Source organism: Stenotrophomonas rhizophila, assembly GCF_007667275.1.
Classification (GTDB): Bacteria; Pseudomonadota; Gammaproteobacteria; order Xanthomonadales; family Xanthomonadaceae; genus Stenotrophomonas; species Stenotrophomonas maltophilia_AE.
Genome location: NZ_VDQT01000001.1, coordinates 1,269,074 through 1,283,069, shown reverse-complemented (window position 1 = coordinate 1,283,069; position 13,996 = coordinate 1,269,074). Strand labels below are relative to the sequence as shown.

The 13,996-nt window shown below is 68.2% G+C and carries 13 protein-coding genes; 4 read left to right on the top strand and 9 right to left on the bottom strand.

Annotation, left to right across the window (positions count from 1 at the left end):
* Positions 1 to 54 precede the first annotated feature (54 nt).
* Positions 55 to 1,548 carry a M20 family metallopeptidase gene (locus tag FSZ13_RS05505; RefSeq protein ID WP_145478369.1) on the bottom strand — a complete coding sequence of 498 codons (1,494 nt, stop codon included), beginning with the start codon at positions 1,546 to 1,548 and terminating at the stop codon, positions 55 to 57.
* A 200-nt stretch (positions 1,549 to 1,748) separates the two neighbouring features.
* On the opposite strand from FSZ13_RS05505, the gene FSZ13_RS05500 reads away from it, so the two are divergent.
* The 4 genes from FSZ13_RS05500 (at position 1,749) to FSZ13_RS05485 (ending at position 5,008) form a co-directional block, all read left to right on the top strand.
* Positions 1,749 to 2,078, top strand: a complete 330-nt coding sequence (locus FSZ13_RS05500) for a ComEA family DNA-binding protein (RefSeq protein WP_260844088.1) — start codon at positions 1,749 to 1,751, stop codon at positions 2,076 to 2,078.
* A 499-nt stretch (positions 2,079 to 2,577) separates the two neighbouring features.
* On the top strand, positions 2,578 to 3,609 hold the full coding sequence (locus FSZ13_RS05495; protein ID WP_145478368.1) for a L,D-transpeptidase: 1,032 nt from the start codon (positions 2,578 to 2,580) through the stop codon (positions 3,607 to 3,609).
* 2 nt (positions 3,610 to 3,611) lie between these two features.
* Complete coding sequence (locus FSZ13_RS05490; RefSeq protein ID WP_260844087.1) at positions 3,612 to 4,355, top strand: murein L,D-transpeptidase catalytic domain family protein; 744 nt, start codon at positions 3,612 to 3,614, stop codon at positions 4,353 to 4,355.
* Positions 4,356 to 4,369: 14 nt separating this feature from the next.
* On the top strand, positions 4,370 to 5,008 hold the full coding sequence (locus FSZ13_RS05485) for a HutD/Ves family protein (protein ID WP_145478367.1): 639 nt from the start codon (positions 4,370 to 4,372) through the stop codon (positions 5,006 to 5,008).
* A 184-nt stretch (positions 5,009 to 5,192) separates the two neighbouring features.
* Here FSZ13_RS05485 and FSZ13_RS05480 read toward each other — a convergent pair whose 3' ends face one another.
* The 8 genes from FSZ13_RS05480 to FSZ13_RS05445 form a co-directional block, all read right to left on the bottom strand.
* Positions 5,193 to 6,803, bottom strand: a complete 1,611-nt coding sequence (locus tag FSZ13_RS05480; protein ID WP_145478366.1) for a sulfite reductase subunit alpha — start codon at positions 6,801 to 6,803, stop codon at positions 5,193 to 5,195.
* Entirely contained in the window at positions 6,800 to 7,774 is a 975-nt protein-coding gene (locus tag FSZ13_RS05475; protein WP_145478365.1) for an FAD:protein FMN transferase, read from the bottom strand. The genes FSZ13_RS05480 and FSZ13_RS05475 overlap by 4 nt, the downstream gene beginning before the upstream one ends.
* A 24-nt stretch (positions 7,775 to 7,798) precedes the next feature.
* Positions 7,799 to 8,605 carry a DUF4198 domain-containing protein gene (locus tag FSZ13_RS05470; protein WP_145478364.1) on the bottom strand — a complete coding sequence of 269 codons (807 nt, stop codon included), beginning with the start codon at positions 8,603 to 8,605 and terminating at the stop codon, positions 7,799 to 7,801.
* Between the two features lie 54 nt (positions 8,606 to 8,659).
* On the bottom strand, positions 8,660 to 9,178 hold the full coding sequence (locus FSZ13_RS05465) for a DUF2271 domain-containing protein (RefSeq protein WP_145478363.1): 519 nt from the start codon (positions 9,176 to 9,178) through the stop codon (positions 8,660 to 8,662).
* A gap of 40 nt (positions 9,179 to 9,218) precedes the next feature.
* Positions 9,219 to 9,860 (bottom strand): PepSY-associated TM helix domain-containing protein, encoded by a 642-nt coding sequence (locus tag FSZ13_RS05460; RefSeq protein WP_428999976.1) that lies wholly within the window; start codon positions 9,858 to 9,860, stop codon positions 9,219 to 9,221.
* A 280-nt stretch (positions 9,861 to 10,140) separates the two neighbouring features.
* The gene (locus FSZ13_RS05455) at positions 10,141 to 12,573 is read right to left on the bottom strand and encodes a TonB-dependent receptor domain-containing protein (protein WP_145478362.1); all 2,433 of its coding nucleotides are present in this window, start codon (positions 12,571 to 12,573) and stop codon (positions 10,141 to 10,143) included.
* Between the two features lie 149 nt (positions 12,574 to 12,722).
* On the bottom strand, positions 12,723 to 13,151 hold the full coding sequence (locus FSZ13_RS05450) for a hypothetical protein (protein WP_313955402.1): 429 nt from the start codon (positions 13,149 to 13,151) through the stop codon (positions 12,723 to 12,725).
* A 151-nt stretch (positions 13,152 to 13,302) separates the two neighbouring features.
* On the bottom strand, positions 13,303 to 13,989 hold the full coding sequence (locus tag FSZ13_RS05445) for a Fe2+-dependent dioxygenase (protein WP_145478361.1): 687 nt from the start codon (positions 13,987 to 13,989) through the stop codon (positions 13,303 to 13,305).
* Positions 13,990 to 13,996: the final 7 nt, after the last annotated feature.

Below are 13,996 nucleotides of genomic sequence, written 5' to 3'. Positions count from 1 at the left end.
CAGGAGATGACGCAGCCTATCAAAAGGCTGCGTCCGTCCGCGCCTGTCGCGCCGTCAGCAGCAGCCGTGGCCGCCGTGGCGGGTGCCGCTGTCCGCGGCCACCGGCGAACCGCTGGTTTCACCGCGCAGGCTGGCCGCGTAGTGCTCGCTGATCACCTTCGACACGCAGGCGGTCACGCGCTTGCCCATCGGAATGTGCAGGAACTCGTTCGGGCCGTGCGCGTTGGAATGCGGGCCGAGCACGCCGGTGATCATGAACTGCGCGCCCGGGAACTTCTCGCCCAGCATGCCCATGAACGGGATCGAGCCACCTTCGCCCATGTACATGGCCGGCTTGCCGAAGAAGGTCTGGCTGGCCTCGTCGATGGCCTGGGTCAGCCACGGCGCCATCGCCGGTGCGTTCCAGCCCGAGGAGGCCTTTTCCAGGTCCAGCTTTACTTCGGCGCCGTTCGGCGGGTCGCGCAGCAGGGCTTCCTTCAGCAGTTCGCCGCAGGCCTTGCCATCGGCGGTCGGCGGCAGGCGCAGCGACAGCTTCACCGCCGTATGCGGACGCAGCACGTTGCCGGCCGAGGCCAGCGGCGGCATGCCGTCCACGCCGGTCACCGACAGCGCCGGGCGCCAGGTGCGGTTGAGCACCAGCTCGGTCAGGTCTTCGTTCATCGGGCGCAGCCCGTCGACCATCGGGAATTTCTCGAAGATCTCGGTGTCCACCACCTCGGCGGCGCGCTTGGCCTGGGCCTGACGCTCTTCCGGGATCTCCACGTGCATGCCGTCGATCAGGATGCGGCCGGTGTTCTCGTCCTCGATCCGCGACAGCAGTTGGCGCAGCAGGCGGAAGCTGGACGGCACCACGCCGGAGGCGTCGCCGGAGTGGACGCCTTCATTGAGCACCTTCACCGAGAAGTTGCCGCCGGTCAGGCCGCGCAGCGAGGTGGTGCACCACAGCTGGTCGTAGTTGGCGCAGCCCGAATCCAGGCACACCACCAGCGATGGCTTGCCGATGCGGTCGGCCAGGTGGTCCACGTAGGCCGGCAGGTCGTAGCTGCCCGACTCCTCGCAGGCCTCGATCAGCACCACGCAGCGGGCGTGCGGCAGGTTCTGCGCCTGCAGCGCCAGCACCGCCGCCAGCGAGCCGAAGATGGCGTAACCGTCGTCGGCGCCGCCGCGGCCGTACAGCTTGTCGCCGCGCAGCACCGGCAGCCACGGGCCCAGGTCGTCGTCCCAGCCGGTCATTTCCGGCTGCTTGTCCAGGTGGCCGTACAGCAGCACGGTGTCATCGCCGGTTTCGGCGCCGGTGGCGGGAATTTCCAGCAGCAGCAGCGGGGTGCGGCCTTCCAGGCGCACTACCTCGACCTGCAGGCCCGGCAGGTCCTGGGCCTTGGCCCAGCTTTCCATCAGCGTGACCGCCTGCTCCATATAGCCGTTTTCGACCCAATTGGCGTCGAACATCGGCGATTTGTTGGGAATGCGGATGTATTCGACCAGTTGCGGAACGATCTCGCTGTCCCACTTGTCATTGACGAATTGGCCGAGCTTGGCGCTGTCCATCAGGTAACTCCGAGTGCATATGGCTGATCCCGCCATTCTACGCCTGTGCACGGGGTAGGGTTTTTCCTACACCACGTCAGGTATTTGGCTGGCTGTGTGAAGGTGATGTGGACGATAGGCTGTGTGCATGTGGCGAGGGACACTGACTGCTCCGACGGGATGCCGGCAGGAGTCGGTCCGACATCACAGGGAGCTACACGGTGGGGCCTTGGTTCTCGTGGAAGGCGCTTGCGCTGGGACTGCTGTTGACCGGAACCGCCCTGGCGGCCGACCGGATCAACATCAACACCGCCGACGCGTCGACGTTGCAGGAGGGATTGACGAACGTAGGGCCCAGGAAGGCCCAGGCGATCGTCGCGTACCGGCGACAACACGGACCGTTCATCCGGGTCGAGGATCTGACACGGGTGAAGGGGATAGGGACAGCAACGGTCGAACGGAATCGACGACGGATGACGGTGGGGGCCAGGCTGGCGCCCACGGAGACACCGCCCAGGAGGGCAGTGACGACACCCGTTCCAAGGCGCTGACGCACAGGATGGGTCGGGACCGGCACGACGCCGGTCACGGCTGCCAGGCAGGAGCCGGCAGCCACGACAGCCGCAGGGAGGCGGCACGCACGGACGCAGCGCGGAAGGAATGGCGCGGATCCACCAGGACGGTGGCATCCAATCCCGGGACGGGGAGGGATGGCGGAACGATATTCGGCCGAGTGCAGGGAGCATGGCCGGCACCCACACTGCGCAGGATGCACAGGGGGAAGGCGGGATGCCGACAGGGACGTGACGATTGCCCGGTCCACACAGGGATGTGTGACCGGGCAATTTTGTTTTGGGCTTTGGCGGGCTTCAACGTCGGGCCCGCCCATGTCACCGTACGTTTTGCGGTGTTGGATGGTTGGGCCGCGCTGCGCGCGGTTGACACGCATGGCGTGTCACTACGACCTTCTACGTGCACAGGACGATGGCGCTGGCCATCATGCATAGCGACACGCCATGCGTGTCCTCGACCCACCCGAAGGAAGGCCACATGCCCACACGTCGCACGCTGTTGACCCACATCGCCGGTTCGCTTATCGCCGTCATGGCACTCCCGGCGTGGTCCGCGCCCGAGCCTGCCGGCCCCACCGACCTCAAGCCCGGCCAGTTCCTCTGGCATCCGGAAATTTCCCCGGCCGGTCCGATCGTGCTGGTGGTCAGCCTGGATGAGCAGCGTGCCTATGTGTACCGCAACGGCATCGCCATCGGGCTGAGCACGATCAGTTCGGGCAAACCCGGGCATGAAACGCCGACCGGGGTATTCACCATCCTGCAGAAGGACAAGGACCACAAGTCCAACCTCTACAACAGCGCGCCCATGCCCTACATGCAGCGGCTGACCTGGGACGGCATCGCCCTGCACGGCGGCAACCTGCCCGGGCACCCGGCGTCGCATGGCTGCGTACGGCTGCCGCAGGCCTTCGCGCAGAAACTGTTCAGCGAAACCCAGCGCGGCGACACCGTGGTGGTGGCCGACGCCAAGAGCGCGCCGATGACGCTGGCCTACCCCGCAGTGCTGGCGCCGGTGAACAGCACCGGCAAGGCCCTGCTGGAAACCACCAATGCGCCGGATCACTACTGGAATCACAGCGCCGCGCCGTCCGGCCAGGTCGGCATCCTGGTCAGCCTGCACGACCAGCGCCTGTACGTGCTGCGCGACGGCGTACTGATCGGCGAGTCGCGGCTGGAAGCCAAGGCACTGCCGGCGTTCCAGGGCACTACCCTGTTCGTCATGCAGCAGGGCTATTCGGATGCGGCCAGCCCGCTCGATGCCAGCCAGAAGCTGCACAAGTGGACCGCGTATCCGCTGCTGGGCCAGAGCCCCGGGAATGCCAGCCCGGACCTGCTGGCCACGCCCAGCCTGCCGATGGCACTGCCGCCGGCGTTCGCCGCCCAGCTGTACAAGGCGTTGGTGCCGGGCACCACGCTGCTGGTGACCAGCCTGCCGGCGGTTCGCCCGGTGGCCGATGAACAGAACCTGCAACCGGTCTTGGAATCCGACGCCGCCGGGGCCACCCTGTAAGGATGGCTTACCGCATTCCGCTTTCCCTGCTGATGGGCATCAGCGCGCTCGGCGTTGCCGGGGGCGATGCGAGTGCCGGCCCTCGGCCCGCCCAGGCGGCGTCGGCGGCCGGCCAACGGCCAGCGCTACCGGCGGAACAGCTGGCCGAGATGATGGCGCGTACGGCACCCAACGCGGACCGCAAGGTGCTGCAGCTGGCGGCGAAGGCGATGAGCTGCGCGCTGCAGCGGCCCGAGCTGGGGGTGGACCCGGCGCGGCTGAGCGTGATCGATTATTCGCGGCCGTCCACCGAGCAGCGCATGTGGGTGTTCGACCTGGCCCGGCAGAAACTGCTGTTCGAAGAATGGGTCGCGCACGGCCGCAACAGCGGCGGCAATGCCACCGAGCGCTTCTCCAACCGCGACGGCAGCTTCATGTCCAGCCTGGGCGCCTTCACCGCCAAGGAAACCTACATGGGCGGCAACGGCTATTCGCTGCGGCTGGAGGGCCTGGAGCCGGGCTTCAACGACAAGGCACGCGACCGCGCCATCGTCATCCACGGCGCGCCGTACGTGAACCCGACCATCGCACGCCTGCAGGGCCGGCTGGGTCGCAGCCTGGGCTGCCCGGCGGTGCGCCTGACCGTGGCGCGGCCGTTGATCGACAGCCTGCGCGGCGGGGCGATGGTGTTCGCCTACTACCCCGACAAGGAGTGGCTGGCACACTCGCAGCTGCTCAGCTCCCACTGCGGTGGTGGCGCGGGCTGAGGCACAATGGCGGCATGTCGACCGCCACCGCATTGAGCGCTGCCACGCGCGTCATTCCGAGCTTTGAATACCGCCGCGAGCGCTGGCGGAATGGCCTGGGCTGGACGCGCGAGATCCTGCGCGTCCCTGACGGCGACGACTGGCAGGTGCGGTTGTCGATTGCCGAGATCGAACAGGATGCGGCGTTCTCGTCGTTTCCAGGTGTCGCGCGCGAGCTGGTGCTGCTGCGCGGCGAAGGACTGCGCCTGCGTTTCGCCGATGGCGCGGTGCACACGCTGCTGCCACCGCATGATCGCCTGCGCTTCGACGGCGAGGCGGAGGTCAGCGGCGAGCTGGTGGATGGCGTGACCCACGACTTCAACCTGATGTGGCGCCGCGACCAGGTCGATGCGGAGCTGCTGCATCGGCCGCTGGTGGGAAGCATGTTCTTCTTCACCGAACCTGGCACGGCGTGGGCGATCCATCTGCTGGCCGGGGACGCGCAGTTCGAGGGCGAGCCGGACCTGCCGTCCTTGCAGCAGGGCGATACTGCTTGGCTGGCAGCGGGAGTGCGCAAACGTTACGCGTTGACCGGTGGTGGTGAACTGCTGGCGATCCGCCTCGACGAGCGCGAACGGCCGAAGCAAGCAACAGGGCAGGTGTTCCAGCGGTAGGGTCGAATCCCTATCGACCGCCAATGCCGTTGCAACGTTCATGGGTGGCATGACCGTTGGTGAAAACCATCTCCGGCACAGGTCATGCGTTCGTCGTGCCGATCGGCCGTGCGTGCGATCGATCGGGATCCGATCCTACCGGTGCGTGGTCCACACACAACCAGGGGCGCTGCCCATCTCGCGGTCAATACACGTCGCGGCGGTAGCGGCCGGCGACGATCAGGGCTTCTTTGCCTTCGTGCCCCAAGGCCTGTTCGATCACCGCGTCCACTGCCGGGGCCATGCCCTGCAGGCTGCCACAGACCAGGATCGTGGCGCCGTCGCGCACCCACTGCCGCAGGGTGTCCAGCTCGGCCAGCAGCCGGTCCTGCACGTATCGGTGGACGCCGCCGTCGCGGCTGAACACCGTATCCAGCCGCGCGATCATGCCGGCGCGCTGCCAGCCCAGAATGTCATCGCCGAAATGGAAATCGTGCGCGGCGGTACGCTCGCCGAACAGCAGCCAGTTGCGCGCGGCACCCTGTTCGACCCGGGCACGCAGGTGCGCGCGCAGCCCGGCGATGCCGGTACCGTTGCCGATCAGGATCAGCGGCGCGTCGGGCGACGGCGCGTGGAAGTTCGGATTGCTGCGGAAACGCAGGTCGATGCGTCCCCCCAGCGTGGCGTGATCGCACAGCCAGCCACTGCCCAGGCCCGGCGTGCCGTCCGGGCGCAGCAGGCGACGCAGCAACAGCAGCACCTGGCCTTCGGCCGGCGTGCTGGCGATGGAGTACTCGCGGTGCGGGAGTGGCTTGAGCGCGGCGACCAGCGCGGCGTCGCCGGCATGTACCGAATCAGGCAGCACCGGCAGGTGCGAGCGGGCCAGCCAGTCGCGCAGCGACTGCCCTTCAACCTGCGCGTTGCCGTCGCGGGCGTGCAGGGCCAGCCACGCATCGACTTCGTCGGAACCGTGCCGTGGTCCGATCTCCACCACATCGCCCGCCTGCCACGCAGGCAGTACGCCGTCGGCCGGCACCAGCGCCACTGTCCAGGTGGCGGCACCCGGGCTGCCCGCGTTGACCTGCCGACGCGACTGCAGCTGCCAGGGCTGGTACTGCGCCGGGGTCCAGTCGGGCAGCTCGGTGACGTTGCCTCCCAGCTGGCCCAGCAGCTGCTGCCAGTGACGCAGCGCGGCCGGGTCGGCGTTGTCCACTTCTATCGTGTCGAACAGCGGGTGCGCACCGTGCCGGCGCAGCCACGCGCCGAGCTGGTGGCCGAAGGCGCAGAAATGGCCGTAGCTGCGATCGCCCAGCGCCAGCACGCCATACTGCAGGTGCGGCAGCGCCAGCGCCTGCGGCATCACCCGGCGCAGGAACGGCAGTGCATGGTCCGGTGCGTCGCCTTCGCCGGTGGTGCTGGCGATCAGCAGCATGCGCGTGGTCTGCTGCAGCAGCGTGGCGTCGACCTGGTGCAGGCCGCGCACGCGCACGCTGACGCCGGCTGCGCGCAGCACCTCGGCGCTGCGTTCGCACAGCTGCCGGGCGAAGCCGGTCTGGCTGGCCCAGACCAGCAGCAGTGGCGCCTGGCCGTCTTCGCGGGTGGCGTCGTCGCGCGGGCGGCCGCGCCACCACAGCAGCGCGCACACCGCCGCGTACGCCACGACGCTGCCCGCCGCCCAGCGCCAGTGCGATGCCGTTGGTGCACCCGGCCACCAGTCTTCCTGCAGGTGCAGGCGCAGCAACAGCCACGCCAGCGCTGCCAGCAGCGCCATCATCGCGATGTTGCCCAGTACCGCGCGCGAGGGGCCGCGCTTCATGTCGCGGCCTCCTGTTCGGCCAGCAGCCCGGCAAATGCCGTGCTCAGATGTTCGTCGATACCGTGCGCAGTGCGGGTGATGAACCGTGCGGCCAGGCCATGCGCGTTAGCGAACGCCAGGCCGCTTTCGATCCCCATCACCGTAAGCGCGGTGGCCCACCCGTCGGCGTGCAGGGCGTCGCGCGCGACCACGGTGACCGCTGCGGCGCTGCGGCTGACCGGCATGCCCACGCGCGGGTCCAGGGTGTGGCTGTAATGCGTGCCATCCTGGATGAACTGATGGAAGCGGTCACCGGACGTGGCCACGGCCAGATCGTCCAGCGCCAGCACGCGCGGCGGGTGCGCCAACGCGGCTTCTTCTTCCGGTCCGGCTTCCACCAGCACCCGCCATGGCTGCGCGTCCGGCTTGCGGCCATACCCGTGCAGTTCGCCGCCCACTTCCACCAGCGCGGCGCTGATCTGTCCGACACGCAGCCAGCGCGTGACCAGGTCCACCGCGAAGCCTTTGGCGATGGCCGACAGGTCCAGTTCCAGCGCGCCCGGTTGCAGCAGGCTGCCGTGCTGCCACTGCAGCCGCTGCCATCCGCAGCGCGCCCGGGTGGCGGCAAGCAGCGCCGCGTCGGGTACGCGCCGGGCATGCGCGTGCGCACCGAAGCCCCACAGCGCCACCAGCGGACCCACGGTAGGATCGAACGCGCCGTCGCTGCGCCGGGCGATGTCGAGCGCGCCGTCCATCACCTCGGCAAACAACGCCGGCAGCGGCAGCGCGGTGCCGGGAGCGGCGCGGTTGAATCGCGAAATATCGCTGTCCGCTTCCCATGTGCTCATCTGCGCCACCACGGCATCCAGTCGTGCCTGGATGCCGGCATGCAACGGGTGCAGGTCGCGCCCGGAAGGGACGACCAGTTTCACCTGCCAGGTGGTGCCCATGGTGTGGCCACCGAGGCTGGCGATGTCGAGCAGAGCGGTCATGGGGTCGAATGCGGAATCACGGCGCTACTGCGGCAGCACTTCCAGTGTGGCCACGTAGTTCAGGCGCCGGGTTTTGGCCTGCTTGATCGAAGTCTTCTTGTCTTCGCTGCTGGTTTCCAGCCAGTACATGCCGGCTTCCGGCCAAGTGACGGTGATCTCGCCCTTCTTGTCGCTGGTGAGCTTGATCTCGTCCTGCGCGTTTCGATAGCGGGTACCGCCGCGGGTGATTTCGAAGGCCAGGCCGGCGCGCGGCTTGCCGTCGACCAGCACGCGGAACGTAGCCGCTTCACCGGCGAACAGGTCGTTGGGATGGCCCAGCGCGACCAGTTCGATGCCACTGCCGGTCGGCGCCAGTGCGGTGGCATTCGGGGTGCCGTTGGTGACGAAGGTTTCCACGCGATTGACCGACTGGCTTACCTGCAGCTTCTTGGCCCTCTTCGGCACTTCGGTGGCGAAGGTGGCCGCGTTGCCGCGCCAGCGCCTCGGCTTGCCGTTCTCTTCCCAGCTGGCCGACAGGCCGTTGTTGACCGACGCCAGGCGATAGGTGCCCTGCTGGGTCAGCTCGACATCGAACACGCTGCGGAACTTGCCGGTGGCCGCGTTCTGCGGCTGCACGGTGCTGCCGTCCGGCGCGGTGATGACCAGGCTCTCCAGGCGCAGCGGCACGTGGTTGAAGTAGAACAGGTCATTGGAGACAGCGGCATCGACGGTGATCCACGGCTTGTCGCCGGCGATCACGGTCTGCGACGGCTGCAGCCAGGCCTTGTGGGCGAGGGCGGAGAACGGAAGTGCGGCGGCCAGGGCGGCGGCGAGGACGAGCGAGCGCTTCATCAACAACTCCAGGTGCGGGCAATGTGGAGCCCTCCGGGCGGAGGGCGGGAAAACTCAGGGCTTGGTCGACAGCGTGACCAGGCCCAGTTCGGTGCTGCCCTGGGCCTTGCCGTTCTGCGCGGCGGTGGCCGGCCAGGTGAAGGGAATCTTGACCAGTTCGCGGCCGCCCACTTCGCGCGCGGCTTCCACCACTAGGGTGTAGTTGCCCGGGGCCAGGGTCTTCAGTGCAGGCTGCTTGTCAGTGAACGACAGTGCGTGGGTACCGGCCGGCCGGGTCGGGCCGGTCAGGCCGTCCACCGGCACCTTCAGTTCGCGGCCGCTCTTTCGCCACCACTGGCGCAGGTCGGGCAGCCACTTGGTGCCGTGGCCCTCGCTGTTGCTGGTCTGCTGGTACCAGACCGCCAGGTTGGCGGCGACCTTCTGGTCGGCCCCTTCCAGCCACACCGCCACATACGGGCGGTGGTACTCGGCCACGTTGAGCTTGGGCACCTCGACATTGATGTCCAGGGTGGTGGCATAAGCCGGCGAGGTGGCCAGCAGGCCGCTCAGGGCGATGGTGAGGGTGACGCGCATGGTGCGGCTCCGGGAAGGTGGAAGGGGACGAATCCGTGGCTCAGTGGATCAGGATCAGGGCGATCAGCAGCGGCACCATCAGGCCCAGGCCGACCAGCGGCCAGGTCATGCGCCGCTGGCGGGCATGCAGGTGCAGCAGGAACAGGCCGGTGATGCAGAACACCAGGCAGGCCACGGCGAAGATGTCCAGGAACCAGCCCCAGGCCGGCCCCGCATTGCGGCCCTTGTGCAGGTCGTTGAAGTAGGAGACCCAGCCGCGCGAGGTGGCTTCGTACTCCACCGCGCCGCTTTCACGGTCGATGCTCAGCCACGCATCGCCACCGGGGCTGGGCATGGACAGGTAGATTTCCTCGGGGGACCACTCGGCCGGGCGCCTGCCGATGGCAATACCCAGCTCGCGGTCGAGCCAGCGGGCCGCGGCGCGCGGTACCGGGGCATGGCCGTCGCTGCGCTCGCCGAGCTGGCCGAGCAGCTCGGCCGGCAGCTCCAGTTGGCGGTTGACCACCTGCGGGGTGGCCTCGATCTTGGCGGCGTGGTTGAGGGTGATCCCGGTCGCCGCGAACAGCAGCATGCCGATCAGGCAGACGGCCGAGCTGATCCAGTGCCACTGGTGCAGGGTACGCAGCCAGAAGCCGCGGTTCTGTTGTTGCTGCACGGCGGAAGGGGGAGCGCTGGTGGCCACGGTCACGGCAGGAAGGCGAATAGCCAATTACACCATTGATGAGAATGGTTCGCAATTGTTGGTCGCGCGAGGTCGGTCTGCGGCGTGTGCCGACCAACGGTCGGCACCTACCGGTGTGTGAGGGGTGCCCGGTGTGTGTGGGGCACCCGGTGTGCGTGGGGCACCCGGTGTGCGTGGGGTGCCCGGTGTGCGTGGGGCGCCCGGTGTGCGTGGGGGGCCGGTGCGTGGGTGCCGGTAGCGCCCGACCGTTGGTCGGGCGGCGGCGCGCAGCGCCGGGACCTCAGAACTTCGCGTTCAACGAAATCCAGTAACTCCGGCGCTGGTCCTTGGTCGCGTAATCATCCACGCAGTTGAACTCGCTGTCGCTGAGCAGCACGCACGACTGCGACACGAAGTCCTTGTCGAACAGGTTGTTGACCCGCGCGTTCACCGTCAGCCAGGGGTTCACGTCCCAGCTGCCGCCGAGGTGGAAGATCGTGTAGTCGTCGTAATACCGCACCTGCGATGCGCTCACGCCGCCCACGTTGGTGACCAGCGTGTCGCGATAGCGGTCATAGCGCCCTTCGCCGATCAGCGACAGGCTGACGGCATCGCTGATCTGCCAGTTCAGGCTGGCATTGGCCATGTGTCTGGCGGGATTGCCGGCGATCGGTTGGCCGTTCGCGCTGCCGCTGGTCTGCTCGGACTTCGTATACGTGTAGTTGCCGCGCAGCTCCAGGTCCTCGCGCAGGTCCACGTGCGCCGCCGCTTCCACGCCGCGCGTTTCCGCGGTATCGATGTTCACGCTCTGGGTGAACGTGCTGTAGCCCAGCGCCGCCCAGCCCGGACCGACGTCCACGCAGTAACCGCTGCCTGCCGGCGCCACTTCGCAGTTCGGGAAGGTGCCGCCGCTGGCGATCTTGTCGTCGAACCTGTTGAGGAAGCCGGTGAGGTTGAAGCCCCAGCGCTCGCCCGCGTAGTAGCTGGCAATCTCGTAGTTGGTGCTGGTTTCCGGCTGCAGGTTGGGCGAGCCCACCAGCGGCAGAACGCCCTGCCCACCAAAACCGGTCACGCCGGGGAACAGCTGGTCCGGGCGCGGGGTCTTGTAGCCGGTGCTCACGCCGCCCTTGAAGGTCCAGGCGTCGCTGGCATTCCACACCAGGTAGGCGCGCGGGCTGACGTGGCTGCCGAAGATGTTGTGGTCGTCGTAGCGCACGCCCAGGGTCGCGGTCAGCGCGTCGGTCAGCGCCCAGTTGTCTTCGGCGAACACCGACCACATGCGGTGCTTCTGCTTGACGTTGTCGCGGTAGCCGGCGCCGTCCATGCCGAACACGCCGTCGATCATGTCGGTGTCGGTGAACTGGCCGCCCAGGGTCAGTTTGTGCGCGTCGAAGCTCATGTCCAGCATCGTGTCCAGCACGTAGCCTTCCAGCTCCATGGTACGCAGCGGTCGCGGCAGGAAGGCTTCCAGTCGCGCCAGTTCGGTCGCGTTCAACGCCGACAGCCCGTTGCGGCTGCCGGCCGCGCAGTTGTTGGCCGCGCCGGTGCGGCGGCACACGTCGTTCCACAGCGTCTGCAGGTCCGCGCGCTCGTCCAGGGTCAGCGGCAGCGAACGACCGAGGTTGTTGCTCTTGGTGTGGGTCAGCGTGGTCTGCCAGGTGCCGAAGGCGTAACGGCCCTGGTGGGTCAGTGCCAGCTGGTCGCGCTCGTAGCGCTGGTAGGCGGTGTAGCCCACGCGCGGCTGCACCACGCGGCGGGTGACGGTGCCGGTGCCGGTCGGGTTGGGAACGGTGGCATTGCCCACCCGCCACAGGCTGGCCAGGCTGTCCAAGGTGCCGGTCTGGCCTTCGCTGTTGTCGTACTTCTGGCGGGACACGTCGTAGTCCAGCGACAGGTCATGGTCGTCGTTGATCGACCAGCTCAAGCGCACGCCGGTGTTCCAGTTGGTGTTGGCCACTGCCTTGCCGCCACCGCCGAAGCCGATGCTGCGCTCCCACAGGGTGCCATCCGGGAGGGTCAGGGCTTCCCACTCGGGGTTGGAGGCCTTGCTGTCGTAGTAGCTGCCACGCACGGCCACGTCGAGGCGCTCCTTGACCAGGGGGCCGGTCAGGTAGATGTCGGTGGTGCGCGCGTCGCCGAACTGGTCGTCCTGCTGCACGGTGAAGCCCTGGGTCACCGAGCCGTGCCAGCTGTCCTGGTTACGCCGGGTGATGATGTTGATGACGCCCCCCATGGCGTCGGAACCGTACAGGGTGGACATCGGGCCGCGTACCACTTCGATGCGTTCGATCGCATCCAGCGGTGGCAGGTAGGCGAACTGGCCGCCACCGAAGTTGTTCGGGTACAGCTGGCCGACATTGCTCTGGCGGCGGCCATCGATCAGCACCAGGGTGTATTCGGATGGCATGCCGCGCATGGAAATGGTGGCGCGACCGTTTTTGTCGGTGGTTTCCATGCCGACGTCGATGCCTTCCACGTCGCGCAGCGCATCCACCAGGCTGGTGTAGGGGCGCTTGCTGAGCTCCTCGCGGCTGACCACGCTGATGCTGGCCGGCGCATCGGTGATCTTCTGCTCGAAGCCCGAGGCGGTGACCACCACCTGGTCCAGGGTCCTGGGCTCGCCGGCGGCATCCGCGGCGGCGAAGGCGAAGGCGGGGGCGGCGAGGGCGACGAGCAGGGCGGCGCCCAGCGGGCAGCGGGACAGGGACACGCGACGACGATGGCGCTGGGCCATGGGAGGTACCTCGAAAAGGGTGCGAACGCGGGACCGCCGTGGCCAGGGGCCGCAGCGGAATCAGGAAAAGATCTGGAGGCCTGCAGGGCAGGCAAGCAGCAGTGCGGTCAGCCGCTGTCTTACGTGCAGCGACGCGGGCGTGGCCGGTATCAGCCCTGCGGCGGGGCTTGGCCGCGCTGGACGCGCAGCCCGGGAGCGGCAGGCAACGGAGTTGCCGGGGCGGAATCGATGGCCGGTACGACCTGCGGTGGCAGCTCGTCCAGGGTGGCCATCAACGCATCCAGCGATTCCGGCAATGGGGGCTGCGGCACGCGCGGCGGGGTGGCGGCAGGCTGGGCGCCGACCATCCGCCGCGGCTTGGCCGGCACTTCTTCCTGCAGGCGGTGCTCGCCGCCCTGGCGCTCTTCAGCGGGAAGCTGGAGGACCAGCGCCGCAGTGCCAGGCAGATGCGGTTCCACCAGCGGCAGGCTGCCCAGCAGCATCGACAACAACGCCAGCCACGCCAGCACCGTGGCCAGCGCAGGACGCTGCCCGCGCATGGCGGGGGCAAAGCTGCGGTGACGGTGCGGATGGCGCAAGGTGGCGGTCCCTATCCAAGGCGCGCCGGCAGGTCCGGCGCGGCGGGGATTGTAGATAGCGCGTGTAACAAATGCAAATAGGAATGATTTACGAATCTGCGCGGGGCGATGACGGAGCACGGTAGCGCCGGCGGCCGGCGCTACCGTTCCGTCAGGTCTCGCTCCAGCGCCGTAGGAGGTTGTGGTACACGCCGGTCAGCTGCAGCACCGCGCCCGGATCCGCCCCGCTCACCCGCAACTTCTCGATCGCGCCATCCATCTCCAGCAGCATCCGTCGCGCGCTGTCATCGCGGACCATGCTCTGCACCCAGAAGAACGACGCCAACCGCGCGCCGGCCGTTACCGGGTTCACCTTGTGCAGGCTGCTGGACGGATACAGCACCAGATCGCCGGCCGGCAGCTTTACGTCATGCTCGCCGTAGGTGTCGCTGATGACCAGCTCACCGCCGTCGTAGTCCTCCGGCGCGTTGAGGAACAACGTGCACGACACGTCCGAGCGCAGGTGGCTGCGCTGGCCGTCGGCCGTGGTGATCATCACCGCGCCATCCACATGGAAGCCATATTCGCCACCGCCCTGGTAACGATTGAAGCGCGGCGGCAGGATCCGCAGCGGCAGGGCGGCGGCAAAGAACAGCGGATGCCGTTCCAGCGCCGCCAGCACGATGCGCCCCAGTTCCGCCTTCAGCGGTGACGCGTCGGGCAACTGCTGGTTGCGCTTGACCTGTGCGCCCTGCACGCCCACCGTCTCGCGGCCGTCGGCCCAGTCCGCCGCCGCCAGCGCGCGCTGCAGGTGGGCCAGTTCGTCGGCGTTGAGGACTTGGGGAACGTGCAGGAGCATGTCAGGT